This window comes from Paraburkholderia sp. JHI869, assembly GCF_038900775.1.
GTDB lineage: Bacteria > Pseudomonadota > Gammaproteobacteria > Burkholderiales > Burkholderiaceae > Paraburkholderia.
On record NZ_JAYMSC010000012.1, the window covers coordinates 23,368 to 38,390 of the forward strand.

Below are 15,023 nucleotides of genomic sequence, written 5' to 3' on the forward strand. Positions count from 1 at the left end.
GTGGACCAACGATGAAGCAGTACCTCGCCTCTTTCATTCAGAACGCCACGCGCCGGGCGCGCACGGCGTGCTCGCGCCTGTTCAGCCGCCGGGAACTGCGCACCACGGTGATCGCGGCCGCGCTCAGCGCGATCGCTCCTGTCGCGTCGGCCACCTCGACCGACCTGAGTGATCTCGGTCCGGCAACGGACGCAATCTGTCTGATCTCGAACTACATCAGCGGCCCCTGGCTCTTCTGTATCGGTTTGGTCGTGATGATCATCGCGTTCATCGCAATTGCGAACTCGGAAAGCACGCTCGGCAAGGTGCTAGGCAGCGTGTTCGTCGGTGTCGGTCTCGCAGCCTGTGCGATTCCGGTGCTGAAGGACCACTTCAAGATCAGCTATGTCTGCACGTAACCGGGTCAAGGTCAGCCGCGGGCTGTCCCTACCTCGCCAGATTGGCGGGGCGGACCGACTGCTTGCACAGGCAAACGCGTTCATCACGTTGTTGCTCTGCTACGCGTGCGGATTTGACCTCGTGAGCTCGATCGGCTTCATTTGCCTCGGCATGGGAATGCACTTCTTCCTGCGGTGGATGAGTTCGCGCGACCCCTGGTGGCGTCTGGTCATGCTCGTCTACAACCGCTACCCGGACGTCCATGAGCCGACACCGGGCGGGAAGTGGTCCGCCCGATTTCGTCGGCCCTACGGTTTCGATCAGGATCTGTCATGCTGAAGCCAGGAAAACGGCGTGCGCTGGCGCGCCGTCCCGTACAGGAAATCGCCCCCTGGGCCACCATGGTTACGCCGGACCTCGTCCTCGACAAGGACGGGTCCCTGCTCACCTCGTTCACGTTCGATGGCGTTGACGCTGATACCCCGAACACCAGCGATATCACAGCGGCGCGTAACAACCTCGATAACGCCTGCAAGAACTTCGATCATCGTGTCACCGCATGGTGGCGACTCTCGCACCGAAGGGTGAAGGGGGCGATCGACGGCGAATTCGCGTCGCCGCTGGACACGCGGCTCGATGAGATCAACCGGCTGAACATCGGAAGCGGGAAGTTCTTTCGCAACTCGCACTCGCTCTCGCTGGCCTTCACGCCCGAGACGGGCTTCAACAAGTTCTTCGAGAAGGTCGGCTACCACCTGAAGGTCGGTGGCAAGTCCATGCCGCTGGCCGTCTTCGAGGCGATCCGGGATCAGGTGCTCACGCGCAATGCATTCGCCTTCGACATCGATCAGCTGACTGCTGACATTCGCCGGTTCGAAGGCCTGCTCGATGCGTTCCGAGGCGGCATGGGTCGGCTCAAGATGAAACGTCTGGAACTGCAGACCGCGTTGGCGCACCTGCACCAGACAGCCAATCCTTCCGTGCCACCGCGGCGCGTGCGCTATCCGGTCACGATGCTCGACACACACCTGACCGAATCGTTTGTCACGTATGGCGCCGAGCATCTCCTGTTCGAATCGGCGCATGGAAAGCGATTCGCCAAGATCATCGCGGTCAAGGAATGGCTTGGATTCCAGGAAGCCGCGCTCGACGTGCTCTGCGACGTGGATGCCGAACTCGATATCTGCGTGATGTACCGGTTCCTGAGCACGAGCCGCGCGGAAGCCTTCATCAAGTCCGTGCGCAAGTTCTTCAAGGCGGCGGCAATTAACCCGTGGGCGATCCTGAAGCAGTTCTTTGCCAAGGAAGAGCAAAAGAACGACAAGGGGCGCGAGACCCTGGCCGACGAGGCCGAAGAGGCGCTCAAGAAGCTGACCGCCGAGGGTACGCAATACGGCTTTGCGAACATTTCCGTGCTCGTCTACGGCGACACGATCGAGGAATGCGACCAGGCGACCTCCGATGTGGTCGGGCGACTGAGCAATGCGGGCTTCGGTCTCGTGATGGAAAAGGACAACCTGGGCGCTGCCTGGGCGTCGACGCTGCCCGGACGCTGGGACCAGCAAAAGCGGCTGCAGTTCGTCGAAACGGCTGCTGTCTCGGATGTGGCGCCCATGCGCGGGGTATCGGAAGGCCCTGAGATCAACGAATGGCTGACGCAGCAGTTTGGTCGCAAGACCGGCGCAACGACGGTCTTGCCCACGCGTCACCGGACGCTGCAGCGCGTCGTTCTTCATCACCCGGGCGGACGCTCGCATTTGCTGGTCGTGGGCCCGAACGGCGCGGGCAAGACGATGCTGCTGAACTTCCTGCTTTCCCAGATGGCGCGGCACGACGCGCGGCGCATCCGCTTCGACAAGGAACGGTCCACCCGAATCCCTACGGTCCTTTCGGGAGGTCGGTTCATCGACGTGACTGGGCGCTACGAGGCGGCAACGCCGATCAACCCCCTATCGCTGCTCTCGGACGAACGTCACTACGCGTATGTCGCGACGTGGGTCCAGATGGCGATCGAAGACGACGCCTTCAAATGCACGCCGACGCAGGAGCGCGAGATCTTCGAGCGCGTCGCGATGCTCGCAACGGGTTACGGCCACGAGTACTGGACGCTGTCGTTCCTGACCACGCTGCTGTCGGCCGAGTTGCGTGAGCGGCTGCGCATCTGGACGAAGGGCGAAAAGAACGGGAATTTCTTCGACCATGTCGAAGATGCCTTTTCACTCTCGGACAACCTCTCGATCGAGTGCGGGGACCTGTTCCAGAACAACCCGGAAGCAGCACTCCTCTTTACAGATTACGCGTTTTACCGGATCTCGCAGTGGCTGGACGGCAAGCGCTTCACGGTGATCGAGGTCGAAGAATGCGGCTTCTTCTTCCTGTACCCACGCTTCTATGCACGACTCGAACTGTGGGCTGTGACGATCCGGCGCCTGAACGGCACGCTCGCGCTCGCCACGCAGTCGCTCAAGCAGTTCGAGCGGGTCGCGAACTTCGAGGTGCTCAAGGAACAGTTGCAGAACATCTTCTATCTGGCCAACCCCGATGCGCGGAGCAGCATGAAGCTGTACGGCGATGTGTTCGGCCTGAGCGAAGGGCAGATCGAAATGATCGTCAATGCGATCCCGAATCGCGACTACCTGTGGGTGACGCCCACGCAGACCCGCATGCTGCAGGCGAACTTTGACAAGGAAACGCTCGCGGCCTTGCGCGCAGACGGCCGCGCGCAGACTGTGCTCGACCGGCACTTTACGTCTGGCGATGCGAACTGGACGGACAACTACATGCGGGAAATGCTTCTTTCTGATTGAGGAACCGAAAGTGAAAAAGACCCTGTTTCGTGCCGTGGCCACAACGGCAACGCTCCTGTGCATCTCCTCGGCTGCACACGCCCAGCTCGTCGTGTTCGACCCGACCAATTTTGCGCAGAACTTCATCACCGCTGCGAAGGCTGTGAAGGGCGAAATCTATCAGGACACCAACATCGCGTACCAGTACCAGATGATGGCGAACCAGTTGCTGCAGGCCACGAACCTGAACCCGACGGCAATGAAGGCGCAGTACGACCAGATCACCGGCGATATCTCGAAGGTAGGCAGCCTCACGTCCACGCTGACCCAGTTATACGGAAGTCTGCAGCAGGGTTCGTCCTACATCACCCACGTGCAGAACCTTATTTCGACGTCCGGCAAGTCGCCGACCCAGTGGATGTCGGATATGAGCGAACTGTACAAGCAGGGGGACGCGACGGCGACCAATCTGTTCCAGATGGGCAACAACGTGATGCAGCACACGCAGACCCTCGCGCAGCGCCGGTCGGACCTGCAGTCGCAGCTGTCGCTCACGCCGACCCAGCAAGCGACGGCCGAACTCACGACGCACTACCTGGACCTCGTCAGCAGCCAGAACTCAGACATGCTTCAGATGATGGCCGCCAAAACACAGAACGACGCGCAGCAGCAGGCGTCGACGAACGCCGCAGCCAAGGACCGGCTGTCGGCCGCGCAGTCGTACACAGCACAGCAGACCACCGAGCGCGCAGCGTTCGACGCACTCCCCAACGGGAATTGAGGGGCAAAATGCGCTTCCGTCAGTTCCTGCCTGTGCTCGCCCTCGTGAGCCTCGGGCTTCTCGCAGCACCCGCATGGGCCGATGACTCACCCGCACTCGGGCAACAGATCACCGAATCAACTGGCACCACGGTCACGCAGTCGTCGTCGGGCAACGAGACGTTCGGCTCGACGATGAACAAGGGCGAGATCGCAGCCGGCGCAACCAAGGCGGCGGCAAAGGCGGCGTCGCTCTTTGCTGCGGCGATCCCGGCAGCGGTCACTGTTAGTCAGAGTATCAAGAGCGAAGCCGACAAGTTCGCCGCAGGTCTGGGCGTTATCACGCTGGTCCTGACGTTTATCCGGTACTCCGCCACCCGGGATCCCGTGTCTGCGTGGGTGACGGTGTTCGAGGAAGTCGGGACGCTCGGCATCTTCGCGTCGATCTACGTCAGCTACCAGTCCTTCGCGCCGGGCTTTTACGACTGGTTCCAGACGCTCGCGAACATGATCCAGTCGGGCGCAGGGCAGGGCGTATCGTCGTCGATGGCAGCTGCAGGCGGCGCGGTCATGGAGGCCGTCGTAAAGGCGTACAACGGCACGTCGTGGACCAATTATGTCGCGCTCACGATCTCGTTGTTCCCGCTGCTCCTCGCCTACCTCGTTCTGGTGATTACCAGCATCGTTTTCGCTTTCATGAACAACCTTGGCCTGATCCAGGCCGCTGTCGGGATTGTGATGGGGCAGATCGCGGTAGCGCTTGGATTTTCGTCGTACACGCGCGGCTACTTCAAATCGTGGCTTGACTACATGGTCAGTGCCGGCATGTATTGTGTGGTCTCGGCGATCCTGCTCAAGCTCGTTGCCACGTCGCTGAACAGCGCTATCGACGAAGCAACATCCATGGGCCTGTCGACGGCCGAAGGCGCGTCATACGTCTTCGACCTTTCGCTCTTCGTATTCCTGCTTTCGTTCGAAATTCCCAAGATGGCCGGCATGTTTGGCGGCGGCGCCAATGCATCGGGCTCGATGATGAAGAAGGCAGCGAGCGTCGCCACTGGAGGCATCCTGTGAGCGGCACTGCCCTGCATCAATCGATGGAGGCTCCTGCGCTGCTCGCCGCGCACGATCGCCGCGTCGCGCTTATCCGACAGGCCGCCAACGAGGCAAACGACGGTGACTACCGCCTGCGCTGGGGTGACCTGCTCGCGCGCTGCGCAACGTGGTTCTCCAGCCTGCCGTACTCGCCTGATCTCTATCGCGAACCCGGCGGGGCGTTCCGCTGCACCGTGGAAACCGCGTTCTATGCGATGCGACTCGCTGGTGGACAGAAGTTTGGAACGAATCTGTCATCGGAAAAGCGCCGGCATGTCGAACCGCAATACAACCATGCGGTCTTTCTCGCGGCGCTCTGCTCGGGACTCGATGAACCCTACCGGCATTTCATCGTGCTGCGAAGCCGCGACTGCGCGGAATGGAATCCAGCTGGACATGGAGCACTCGGACCGTGGCTCGCCGGTGACACCTATGCGGTTCAGCGCAGGCAAGCGCCGCTCCCCATTGAGCGTATGCGCACAGCGCTATTTGCGCAGAATCTCATTGGCCACGAACTGCTGGCAGGGTACGAGGCCGAGGTGCTCGCCCATCTCTTTGGGGCGATCAATCCATCAGTCGCTGCGCCGCCTGGTGAATCGCTCGTGCATAAGGTCGTGCGCCAGGCAGTAGCAGTCGCCGTCGACTTTGACAAAAAGGCGCAGCACGCAGTCTTCGAGGCTGTTCAGTACCCTGTGCCGCCCGCAATCAACGTTGCAGCGGCCGTTCAGCCGGTCGTGACGCCGTCGCCGACCACGCCGACTGCAGGAGCCGCACCCTCGCCGTCAGTCTCACCGAGTGCCCCCCTCGCTCCAGCAACCGAGGCCCTCGCACAACCGGTAGCGGCGGCATCCAGCCCGGGCGCCACGACCGTCGCTACAGCGGCGGCCTCTGAAGTCCTTCCGTCAGTCGCCCCCATAGTCGTCGACGCAGCGCCATCGGCGGTGCCTCCCCACGAGACTGGCGAACCGTCACGATCAGCCGAGTCACGCAAGAAAGGCGATTCGCAGCTCGGCCTGCCGTTTGCCGGCGAGAAGCAGCCGCAGGCGTCCATCGATCCGGCCGCTATTCGTCCGGCTGGGCGTCCAGCGCCGACGGCCGCGCCCGCAGGATTCGATGCGGTGCTCGAAGGCCAGCCGAATATGATCCGGGAATTCTTCCGTGCGCTACGGGAAGACGTTGCAGCAGACAAGGCAAAGGTCAACTGGACCGACAAGGGGCTCGCTGTGTCAAAGCGTCTCGTCGGAAGCTACGGCGTGGCAAGTGACACGCTCGTTGAATATCTTCGCAAACGAGGACTGCTCGTCGCAAATGTGCAGGCGGAAATCGTGCTCGCGCCGCGCGCGGGTGAACTGATCCTCGAACGAGGCGCCGAATGAACGCCACGACAAGCTACATCAACCATTTCCGGCCGATATACGAGTTCCGCGCTACGATCTTCTGGCTCGTCGCCTTCGTGGTCCTACCGTTCACTGGAATGCCATACGGCTGGGTCTTTGGACTCGCCGCGCTCCTGCCTTTGCTGCTTCGTGGTCGGCAGGTATGGAAAGCGTTGCGGTTTCGCATGGCAATCTCGACCAAGTGGCTCACCACGCTTGACGTGCCGCGCCTGCTGCGTATCCAGAAGCGCATGCGCGAGGAAAGCGATTCGATGTACCTCGGCATGGGCTTCGAGTGGACGCAGAAGCACTGCCAGATCGCACACGACATTCTGCGCATGCCGACGACCGACATTCCGGGGCTCCCGAAGTGGCTGGGCAAGACGCGGCGTGGTCGCCAGATCGAGGAAGCGATCGAGAAAATCTTCGCGCCTGCCGACAGCATCCGGGATCGCATGCCGCAGGGCGCGTCGTGGATTCACGGCATGGAGCCCGACAAGGGGTTCGTGCCATTCCACTACAAGGCGATGGGCGGCCATACGGCAGTAGGTGGCACGACAGGCTCCGGGAAGACTCGCACCTACGAGGTACTGTCCAGCCAGGTCATCCATCTGGGTGACGTGCTCATCGTCATTGACCCAAAGAACGACAAGGACTGGAAGGCTCGCGTGCAGCGCGAATGCGAACGCGCCGGACGCAAGTTCCTGTACTTCAGCCAGGCGAAGCCCCATGAGTCGATCCGCCTGAACCCGCTCGAAAACTGGTCGCAACCTTCCGAAATCCCAGGGCGCATTTCCCAACTGATGGAGGAGGGGCCGTTCCGCGATTTCGCGTTCCTCTTCATCGACCGCGCGGTGAAGGGCGAACTGTATGTCGGCGACAAACCGAACCTGCGTTCGATCCTGAAATACGCGCAGGCGGGCGTCGCCAAGCTTCTGGAGCGCAGCCTCGAACGCTTCTTCCGCGACGCGGGGCTCGTGAACTGGGAGGAGCTGGTCGCGACCACGAAAACGCAGATAGGCGGCAAGCCCGGTAGCGTGTCGCGCGTTGATGCGATGGTGTTGCTCTACAACGAACGGTACGCACACGAGGACCACGGGCACGAGGCAATTGATGGGCTCATCGCAACACACACGCACGATCGCGACCACTACACACGGGTGATCGCCTCGGTGATGCCGCTGCTTCAGATGCTCGCCACCGGTGAGACGGGTCTCATGCTCGCACCGAAGGTCGAGGACTTCGAGGACCAGCGCGAGATCTGGGACATCGACCGGATCATCAAGCAGAAAGCCGTGCTCTACATGGGCTTCGACTCGCTCTCGAACAGCATCGTGCAAAAGGCCATCGCCTCTCTGGTACTTGCCGACGTGGCGGCCGTGTGCGGCGCGATCTACAACTTCTACAAGACGAACCCTGATGTCGTTCTGGTCATCGATGAGGTTGCCGAAGCGATCAACGAACAGGTCATCCAGATCCTGAACAAGGGCCGCGGCGCGGGCTTCAAGGCGTTCGTCGCATTCCAGACGCGCTCGGACCTGGAGGCGAAACTCGGAAACGCCGCGAAGATGCTGCAGGTTTTGGGCAACCTCAATAACCAGGTAATCCTTAGACTGGAGGACAGCGACACGGCACAGTGGTTCTCGGACAAGGTCGGGGAGACAGCGATCCGCAATATCCAGATTTCCGGGTCTACGAGCCGTGGCAGTGAAGGCCACATCGGTGAATTTAACGGTGGCATCACACGTTCGCTGCAACTGGAAAAGGCACCGCTCATCCCGACTGCGCTCATCCAGCGGCTACCCAACCTGCAGTACTTCATGCGCATCTCGGGTGGCGCTGTGTATCAGGGCCGTATTCCAATCCTGCAAGGCTAAATATAAAAAGGCATGACTTCCACCGTGTTCAAGAAAATCATTCGCGACTACAAGCTTTCGGCCCATCTCGTGCCGGTGTTCACGCTCGCACCCGAACTGGAACTCGCCTGTTCGCGTCTGGCAGACTTCATCGGCGAGCGGTTCGTCGGCGAGAGCGGACCGCTGATGCGCGAAATGCTCGAGGACGGACTGGCTGCGTACAAGCGCGTACGCAAGACTGGCGAACCGCACGTTGCATTCATGCAGGGTCTGTTTCGCCGCGCACATCTGCTGTACGCGCGTCGCTACGTGGCACGCCAGGGCGAACGTCTGCACGTATGGTCCCCGATGTTCGAACCCGTGACGGCATTCGAGGCACGCTTTCCCGATTGCACCATCGAGATGGTCGACGAGGCGTGCCCGGAACGCATCACGCACAAGACCGCCGCTTTCCAGCTTGCCGCGCGCTCGCTCACCGGAGAGGGTTTCCGGCTTTACTTCGAGGACTACGATGTCGCTCACAGCTACCCTGATAGCGGTGCTGTCGGGGCTTGACCCGGCAGACGCGCAGCGCGCGCTCACAACGGCTGCGGCGCAGGATGATCCCGCTGCCCCCGCGCCGGGTGAGTTCGCGCGCGGGCGAGGCGCCAGGGCGTACGGCCTGGCCCTTGTGATCGTTCGAAATCCGGCCCGGTTCTGGTTCGGTGTTGCTGGCCTGATCGCGTTTCCTGCCTACCTCATTTTCCGTGTTGGAGCGTGGCTCTATGGCTAGCAGCAGGTTCGTTCGGCATGTGAAGTGGTGGTTCTTCGTTGTGCCACTTCTCGCTAGCGTCCTTCTCCCAATCATTCCGGACGATGGACTCTTCGCTATCAGCGACGCCGAATCGCAATCAGCGGTCCAGGCCCTTGGCGACGAACGCGCGGAGACCTCGGTCGACACGACAAACGTGTTGTTTCGCCGCTTTTTCGTGACCACCGGCGCGGTGGCGGCGACATTGAGCGGCGGCGGCGACGGATTTGACGCGGATGGCACGCGAGACTTTGCGCGGGGCTGGGCCCGGCACTTCTGGATGCAGACCTACCGAGCGCTCTACCGTGCGGTGGTGATGAAGGCGTGGCTCGCTGGGACGATCGTGCTGTGCATGGCAGCGTGGGTGGACGGCACCATGCGGCGCCGGATCCGAGCCGCAGCAGCGGGCTTCGCCAGCCCGCTCTCGTTTCACCTGGCAATGCATGGCGTCCTTGTCGTGCTGGGCTGTGCGTTTGTCGTTCTTGTTCTCCCAGTGTCGCTCATCGCGCAGTGGTGGACGATCCTCGCGATCTTCCTTCCTCTGCTGCTCTGGATTGTCAGCTCGTCGGCCTGACACCGCCGCCGGTCCACTTCTCATTCCCGAAAAGCTCCCATTTTTTGTGAGCTTTTTGCGTTTAAGCGTTTAGGCGCCTAAACGAGCGGCTGTCGTCGCCGGTCCTGCTACGGACGAATGGCCAAAAGCCCCATTATTTCCACGCGTTTTGCCCGCAAGCGCTGCGCGGCCCCCGCAACAATAAGCAAATGCCGCGCGCTGGTGCGCGTGCAACTCTCCCAGGAATCCGACATGAGCACCAACAACGAAGACACGATTCTGATCGACGAGGCGGCAATCGCTACCGCCCTCGCGAAGCCGCTGGAGCCGGATAGCGCGCTGTCCGAAGCCATAGCCGGCGTGGCCAACGTGACGGACGGCGCAGACGACGGTGAGCTGGAGAACGAGCTCCAGCAAATGGAGAACGACGCGACCACGCTTCAGCGTGAAGGCATGATTACCGACTCGGAGGCCGACGACAAGCGTGAGCAGGTCGAACGTACCCGTCGCCTCTTTCGTGACCTGCCGCCTGCCGAGCGCGCCGCGATCGTTCGCCGTCGCCGCGAGATCGGCCGTCAGCTGCTGGACAAGCAACTCTCGGGCGCCGCGATCGTGCCTGCGGCGGTGCGCCTGAACCATACGCGCCTGCGGCCCCTTTTTGAGCAATGGTGGCCGTACCTGAACCGGATGAGCCTGAACATCCAGCGCTTCGGCAATTCGACCTTTGGCGAGCGCGACAAGGAAACCGTGGACACCTGGTTTGAAAAGCAGGTGAAGGCGCTTGAGGCATATGTGGACGAGCAACTTCAGGTTGCTGATGGCTTCCGCGAGCGGACCGAGCGTGAAATGACCCAGCGCGGCGACATCGTCTTCCGACCCGCCGTCACCAAGCCTTCGCTCGAGATCACGGTGGAGGCGTACTCGCGTTTCTCCATGCGCGTTCTTTCAGTCATCACGCGCTTTGACCGGCTGATGGACAACTTCGACTTTCTGGTCTGGAACGGCGTGCGCGACCAGTCCGATATTGATGAGGAAACTGCACGTTTTCTTCGCAAGTTCCATCCGGTGGGCGTGCGCGGGTACATGACCCACCTGCGCCTGATGACCACGGTTCGCGGCCTCTGAGCGTTGACCCATGCTCGACGCTCTGAACTCCAGGCAGCTCGAAGTTGCGCAGGCGCAGCGGCATTGCCTCGCGGTGGCCTGTCCCGGCGCTGGCAAGACGAAAACGATCGCGTCCAAGGCGGCATCACTGCTCGCCGCGCCTGGTAGCAGGGTAGGCGCTGTGACCTTCAGCAAGGATGCGGCGATGGAGTTACGCGATCGCATCCTCGCGCTTGCTGGCGCGGGCGCCAAGTCGCGGCTGATAGCTGGCACGTTTCATTCGTTGGGATTTCGGCAGCTTGCCAGGCCCGGTGGCAAGCGCCGCGATATAGCATCGGACGGCGACCGGACCGGATTGCTGATGCGCGTGCTAGCCGAGACGGGATTGAACTGGAAGGTCGAGGAAGCGGTTCCCGTCATCGAGCAACTCAAGACGGGTATCACACACGCGATCGAGGGCTCCCCCGAGGCGATTCTTTACGAAGCCTATGAGGACGCGCTCGCGCGCAACGGCAAGATCGACTTTCAGGACATGTTGCGTCTGGCGATCGCGGGAATGGAGTCGGGGGACATTGAGCCCTATGCGTTCACCGATCTGCTCGTCGACGAGTTCCAGGACACCGATCCGCTGCAGTATCGATGGGTGGAGTTGCATGCTGCCGCAGGCGCGCGCGTAACCGTGGTCGGTGACGACGACCAGAGCATCTACGGTTTTCGCGCGGCGATGGGCTTTCGGGGCATGGAGGGATTTGCCACGAAGTTCGATGCGCAGCGCGTTGTGCTCGGGAGCAACTACCGATGTCGCTCCGAGATCCTCGCCGCGGCCGACCGCCTCATCCAGCACAACACCGACCGTATTGCCAAGGTGCTACACGCGGAAAAGGGCGCCGGGGGCACCGTCGTCGCGCGACGATTTAACGACGAATATGAGGATGCGGCGGCCGCCGTCGAGGCGTTGCAGCCGCTGCTCGTCGCAGGTCAGTCGTGCGCCATCCTGTCTCGCACCAACCGTGTGCTGGACGCAATCGAATCGGTGTGTCGCTCGTATGGCGTGAAGTACTACCGCGCATCGGGACGATCCGTGCTCGACCAGCCCGAAGGTGCGCTCATGTGCAACCTGCTGCAGATCGTCCAGCGCGTCAAGCTCAACGGACTGGACGCGGTGCTTGGCTACGCAGGTATGAGCACGCGTGACCTCACGGCATTGCACAACTCGATGGGCGCGACGCTCGTGCAGAAGCAGAAGAAGGATCTGATCGCGCTCGGCCTCAACGAGGATACCGCGACGGCCTACCGGGGCTTCATGAAGCGCCTCGCCGAATGGCAGACCCTGTGCGAGCGCCAGTTCTACTCGCTAGCGATCGAGGGGGTACGCGAATGGATGATGCTGTACGTGCGAAAGGAGGCCGCAGAGCGCTCGATCGTCGCGACGTACGACGTCATCTCGCGCCTGAATGGCTCCTTCAGCGAGCGGATCGAGTTCCTGAAGCGAGCCAACAATGAGCCCGCGCCCGATGCGCTGGTCCTCACGACCATGCACAGCTCTAAGGGTCTTGAATGGGACCACGTGTGGATCACGCGGTCGGAAGAGAGCGTGGTGCCTGACCCGAAGAGCCCTGAGCCGGAAGAGCGGCGCCTGTTCTATGTCGCGATGACACGCGCGCGCGAAACGCTCACCATCACCTCGATCCGCAAGAATCCGCCCACGCGCTTCATCCACGAATCCCAGGTCCCAGAGGTCTGAATCGAAAACTTGCGAGCAACTACGACGCCGACGGGGTTGAGGCAACCTACAGCGGTGCTGTGACCGGTGCTTCCGCAAACGAAACGGGCCGCATCGTGCGGCCCGTGGGTTCCTTTTCAGCGATACTCGCTGCGTCAAAAGACGCCGTGCGCAATGAGACGACCCCAGGCGATCGCATAGTCCAGAGCGTGGTCAGGATGGGTGATCACGGCAAGGTCGTAAAGTGCCACTGCGCCGCAGAAAGCTATGGTTATCGCGAGCAAAGTTATCGTTATCGCGAGCGCGATGAACGAGCACAGCGCGTCTAACGTCTGTTCCTTGAGGCTCACCGAGTTCGTCTTCGTCGCGCTTGTCATCGAAAAGCTCCGTTTTTCCTCACACAGAACTGGCTGTACGCGGCAGATGCTGGACGTTCGATGGCTCGGGCACAGCTGCCGGCCCTTCGATCGTTAGCTCGCGCGGAACGCGCTTGAGTTGCCCCTCGAGGGAGGCGCGTTCGCCGAGTCTGATGGTCCCGCAGTAGAAAATGTTGCCCCGTACCCGCCCGTTGATTTCAAGGGAACCGCGTGCGCGCAGATCCCCCTCGACGGTGCCGTCGATGCGCACGTGCTCGCCCTCGACTTGACCTTTCACCAGTCCGCTCGCCCCAACATGCAGCAGGCCTTCGTTGCTGATGAGGTTTCCGTCGACGATGCCGAAGAGACTTAGGCCGTGGTCGAGGATGAGATTGCCCTCGATCGTCGAACCGGGCGCGAGCAGCGTTACGTTGAGCGTGTTTTGCGATTTCACGGTTTCCGGTCCTTCAGAAGAGTTGCACGTCGCCGTTTCGCTGCGCTGGTGCGGCGGCAGGCTTCGCGGATTCGTTGCTCGCTGGCTGTTCCGGCCGCGTGGGCGAGATGTGGGTGCGTGCCACGTGGCGTACCGCGGGCCTCGGTGCCGGTTGATCCTCCTTCGGCTGGGAAGGAGCCACAGCGGCAGTCGCGACGGTTGCCGGTTTCGCAGTCGCCGGCGCATTCGCCTGCGGCTGCGGAGCCTGTGTGACGTGCTGACGCAGCGGGGACGTGAGCGCTCTCTGTTCGTCTTGCGCACCCGCCGGGCTCGCAGAACCCGCCGCCGCGGCTTCGCGGGATAGCGGCGCCTGCCGCAACACAGCCGAGGAATCAACGGCGGCGCTCCAGTTCGCGTGGCCACCTCCCGTAGGCAGTTCTTGCGATGTCAGCGCGGGGGGTGACGCTGTCGTGGAGGACGCCTCGGGCGAACTATCTGCTCGCGTCGCTGGCGGGGCCTGTACGTCGTGGGCCACGACCGGATGGGGGCGAACACTGTGCAACAAAGGCAACAGGCGAGCCGCTCCCATACCCAGAGCGCCACAGACGGCTGCGCCGCCCGCAACCATCAGCGCGGTGCGGCCAATCTTCCAACGGGCTATCCACGCGCGTCGCAACGGCGAGCCGCTCGCTGCGGGTTCGTGCGCGATCAGGAGTGGCGCGGGCAGGGCCTTGACCTGGTTTTCCAGGTCGATGACAAAGTTTTCGCGGGTATAGCGCGCATGCAGCGCCTGTACCTCGCGGAGGTCGATTTCCATTTGGGTTCTCCTCACTAGAGTACGGTCGAGCGTAGCCATCCCGCCCGGAAGTCAAGCTGGAACGAAAGGGATATGGGCGGGTTTTTAGTGTTCGCGGCGTGCGCCGTCGAAGTCGTACTCGTCGTTGTCCGGCACGCACAGCAGCGTGATGCGATTGAGCTTCTTCTCGGCATTCGCGAGCGTGGCGGTGCAGCGCTCCTGGGTCAGCAAATGGGAGACGTGAGCCGACCAGGCGCGGGCGAAAAGGCGCTCGTACTGTGTCAGGCACCGCACAAGCTGGCCTGCCAGCGGGCGTTTGACCTCCAGCTCAATCGTCTCGTAGCGTCGGGGAATCTGGCGCGCGCCCAGCTGCTCGGTCCACATGATCGCCTTCGTGAACCACTCGCTGGTTTCCCGGATTGCCTGGTCTAGCGCGCGCAGCTTGCCATCGCGCGCAACAGAGATCTTTGAGGCGCAGAAGTTGTAGTCCGAGCGCAAAAAAGTCCGAACGAAGATCGAGCTGTACCTCAGCGTCGTCACCTGGGCGGAATCCGGGATGATCTTCGCGTAGCGAGTGTCGCTCGTCAGGCGCTCGATGGGCTTGAGCCCGGTGCCTGCAGGAACAGCGGTGAGTGGGGCGGGTGCTTCGGGCGCCCCGCCCTGTGCCGCGTTGCCGGGTGCGTCTTCCGGTTGCGGCGCAGTTTCAAGAACGGCGGCCATGATGTTTTTCGGGTCTGGTCTCTCTCACCTGTCATTGTGTTCCCGATTCGTCTGCAGATTTCCGGCAAAAGCTGCACGATATTGGTCATCATTTCGGGCGCACATCCCCGTTTTTTTGGCGATACTGACTCCATTGCTCGCGTCTCCTGACGCATCGACCTCGACTCCGTAGCCCGGAGTCCATCTACTGCCTCAAGTCGTGCCTCTACGGCATGCTCCGACCAGCTGGCTGCTGGTGTGGAATATCCCTCGTGCTGAGCGGCTCGCCACCTGCTCCCCTCTCGTCAGTCGTGATACT

Annotated in this window: 15 protein-coding genes; 11 read left to right on the top strand and 4 right to left on the bottom strand. The window is 62.0% G+C overall.

Annotation, left to right across the window (positions count from 1 at the left end; genetic code table 11):
- The first annotated feature begins 11 nt into the window (after window positions 1-11).
- The 11 genes from VSR72_RS20720 (at window position 12) to VSR72_RS20770 (ending at window position 12,441) form a co-directional block, all read left to right on the top strand.
- The gene (locus tag VSR72_RS20720; RefSeq protein WP_342954208.1) at window positions 12-398 is read left to right on the top strand and encodes a TrbC/VirB2 family protein; all 387 of its coding nucleotides are present in this window, start codon (window positions 12-14) and stop codon (window positions 396-398) included.
- A complete protein-coding gene (locus tag VSR72_RS20725; RefSeq protein ID WP_238467153.1) occupies window positions 385-717 on the top strand; it encodes a VirB3 family type IV secretion system protein in 333 nt (110 codons plus the stop codon). Before VSR72_RS20720 ends, VSR72_RS20725 begins: the two co-directional genes overlap by 14 nt.
- The gene (locus VSR72_RS20730) at window positions 711-3,185 is read left to right on the top strand and encodes a type IV secretion system protein VirB4 (protein ID WP_342954209.1); all 2,475 of its coding nucleotides are present in this window, start codon (window positions 711-713) and stop codon (window positions 3,183-3,185) included. Before VSR72_RS20725 ends, VSR72_RS20730 begins: the two co-directional genes overlap by 7 nt.
- Window positions 3,186-3,195: 10 nt before the next feature.
- A complete protein-coding gene (locus VSR72_RS20735) occupies window positions 3,196-3,945 on the top strand; it encodes a DUF4141 domain-containing protein (protein ID WP_342954210.1) in 750 nt (249 codons plus the stop codon).
- Between the two features lie 8 nt (window positions 3,946-3,953).
- Window positions 3,954-4,997 (top strand): type IV secretion system protein, encoded by a 1,044-nt coding sequence (locus tag VSR72_RS20740; RefSeq protein ID WP_342954211.1) that lies wholly within the window; start codon window positions 3,954-3,956, stop codon window positions 4,995-4,997.
- A 23-nt stretch (window positions 4,998-5,020) separates the two neighbouring features.
- The gene (locus tag VSR72_RS20745; RefSeq protein ID WP_342954424.1) at window positions 5,021-6,394 is read left to right on the top strand and encodes a TraI domain-containing protein; all 1,374 of its coding nucleotides are present in this window, start codon (window positions 5,021-5,023) and stop codon (window positions 6,392-6,394) included.
- Complete coding sequence (traD, locus tag VSR72_RS20750; protein ID WP_342954212.1) at window positions 6,391-8,271, top strand: conjugative transfer system coupling protein TraD; 1,881 nt, start codon at window positions 6,391-6,393, stop codon at window positions 8,269-8,271. Before VSR72_RS20745 ends, traD begins: the two co-directional genes overlap by 4 nt.
- A 12-nt stretch (window positions 8,272-8,283) precedes the next feature.
- On the top strand, window positions 8,284-8,805 hold the full coding sequence (locus VSR72_RS20755; RefSeq protein ID WP_342954213.1) for a hypothetical protein: 522 nt from the start codon (window positions 8,284-8,286) through the stop codon (window positions 8,803-8,805).
- A gap of 209 nt (window positions 8,806-9,014) precedes the next feature.
- Complete coding sequence (locus VSR72_RS20760) at window positions 9,015-9,614, top strand: DUF4400 domain-containing protein (protein WP_342954214.1); 600 nt, start codon at window positions 9,015-9,017, stop codon at window positions 9,612-9,614.
- A gap of 231 nt (window positions 9,615-9,845) precedes the next feature.
- Window positions 9,846-10,718 carry an ATPase gene (locus VSR72_RS20765; RefSeq protein WP_342954215.1) on the top strand — a complete coding sequence of 291 codons (873 nt, stop codon included), beginning with the start codon at window positions 9,846-9,848 and terminating at the stop codon, window positions 10,716-10,718.
- Window positions 10,719-10,728: 10 nt separating this feature from the next.
- The gene (locus tag VSR72_RS20770; protein ID WP_342954216.1) at window positions 10,729-12,441 is read left to right on the top strand and encodes an ATP-dependent helicase; all 1,713 of its coding nucleotides are present in this window, start codon (window positions 10,729-10,731) and stop codon (window positions 12,439-12,441) included.
- Window positions 12,442-12,575: 134 nt separating this feature from the next.
- On the opposite strand, the gene VSR72_RS20775 is transcribed toward VSR72_RS20770, so the two are convergent.
- The 4 genes from VSR72_RS20775 to VSR72_RS20790 form a co-directional block, all read right to left on the bottom strand.
- A complete protein-coding gene (locus VSR72_RS20775; RefSeq protein ID WP_342954217.1) occupies window positions 12,576-12,797 on the bottom strand; it encodes a hypothetical protein in 222 nt (73 codons plus the stop codon).
- A 19-nt stretch (window positions 12,798-12,816) separates the two neighbouring features.
- A complete protein-coding gene (locus tag VSR72_RS20780) occupies window positions 12,817-13,230 on the bottom strand; it encodes a polymer-forming cytoskeletal protein (protein ID WP_342954218.1) in 414 nt (137 codons plus the stop codon).
- 13 nt (window positions 13,231-13,243) lie between these two features.
- A complete protein-coding gene (locus VSR72_RS20785) occupies window positions 13,244-14,026 on the bottom strand; it encodes a hypothetical protein (protein WP_342954219.1) in 783 nt (260 codons plus the stop codon).
- Window positions 14,027-14,110: 84 nt separating this feature from the next.
- The gene (locus tag VSR72_RS20790) at window positions 14,111-14,725 is read right to left on the bottom strand and encodes a DUF1845 domain-containing protein (RefSeq protein WP_342954220.1); all 615 of its coding nucleotides are present in this window, start codon (window positions 14,723-14,725) and stop codon (window positions 14,111-14,113) included.
- Window positions 14,726-15,023 lie beyond the last annotated feature (298 nt).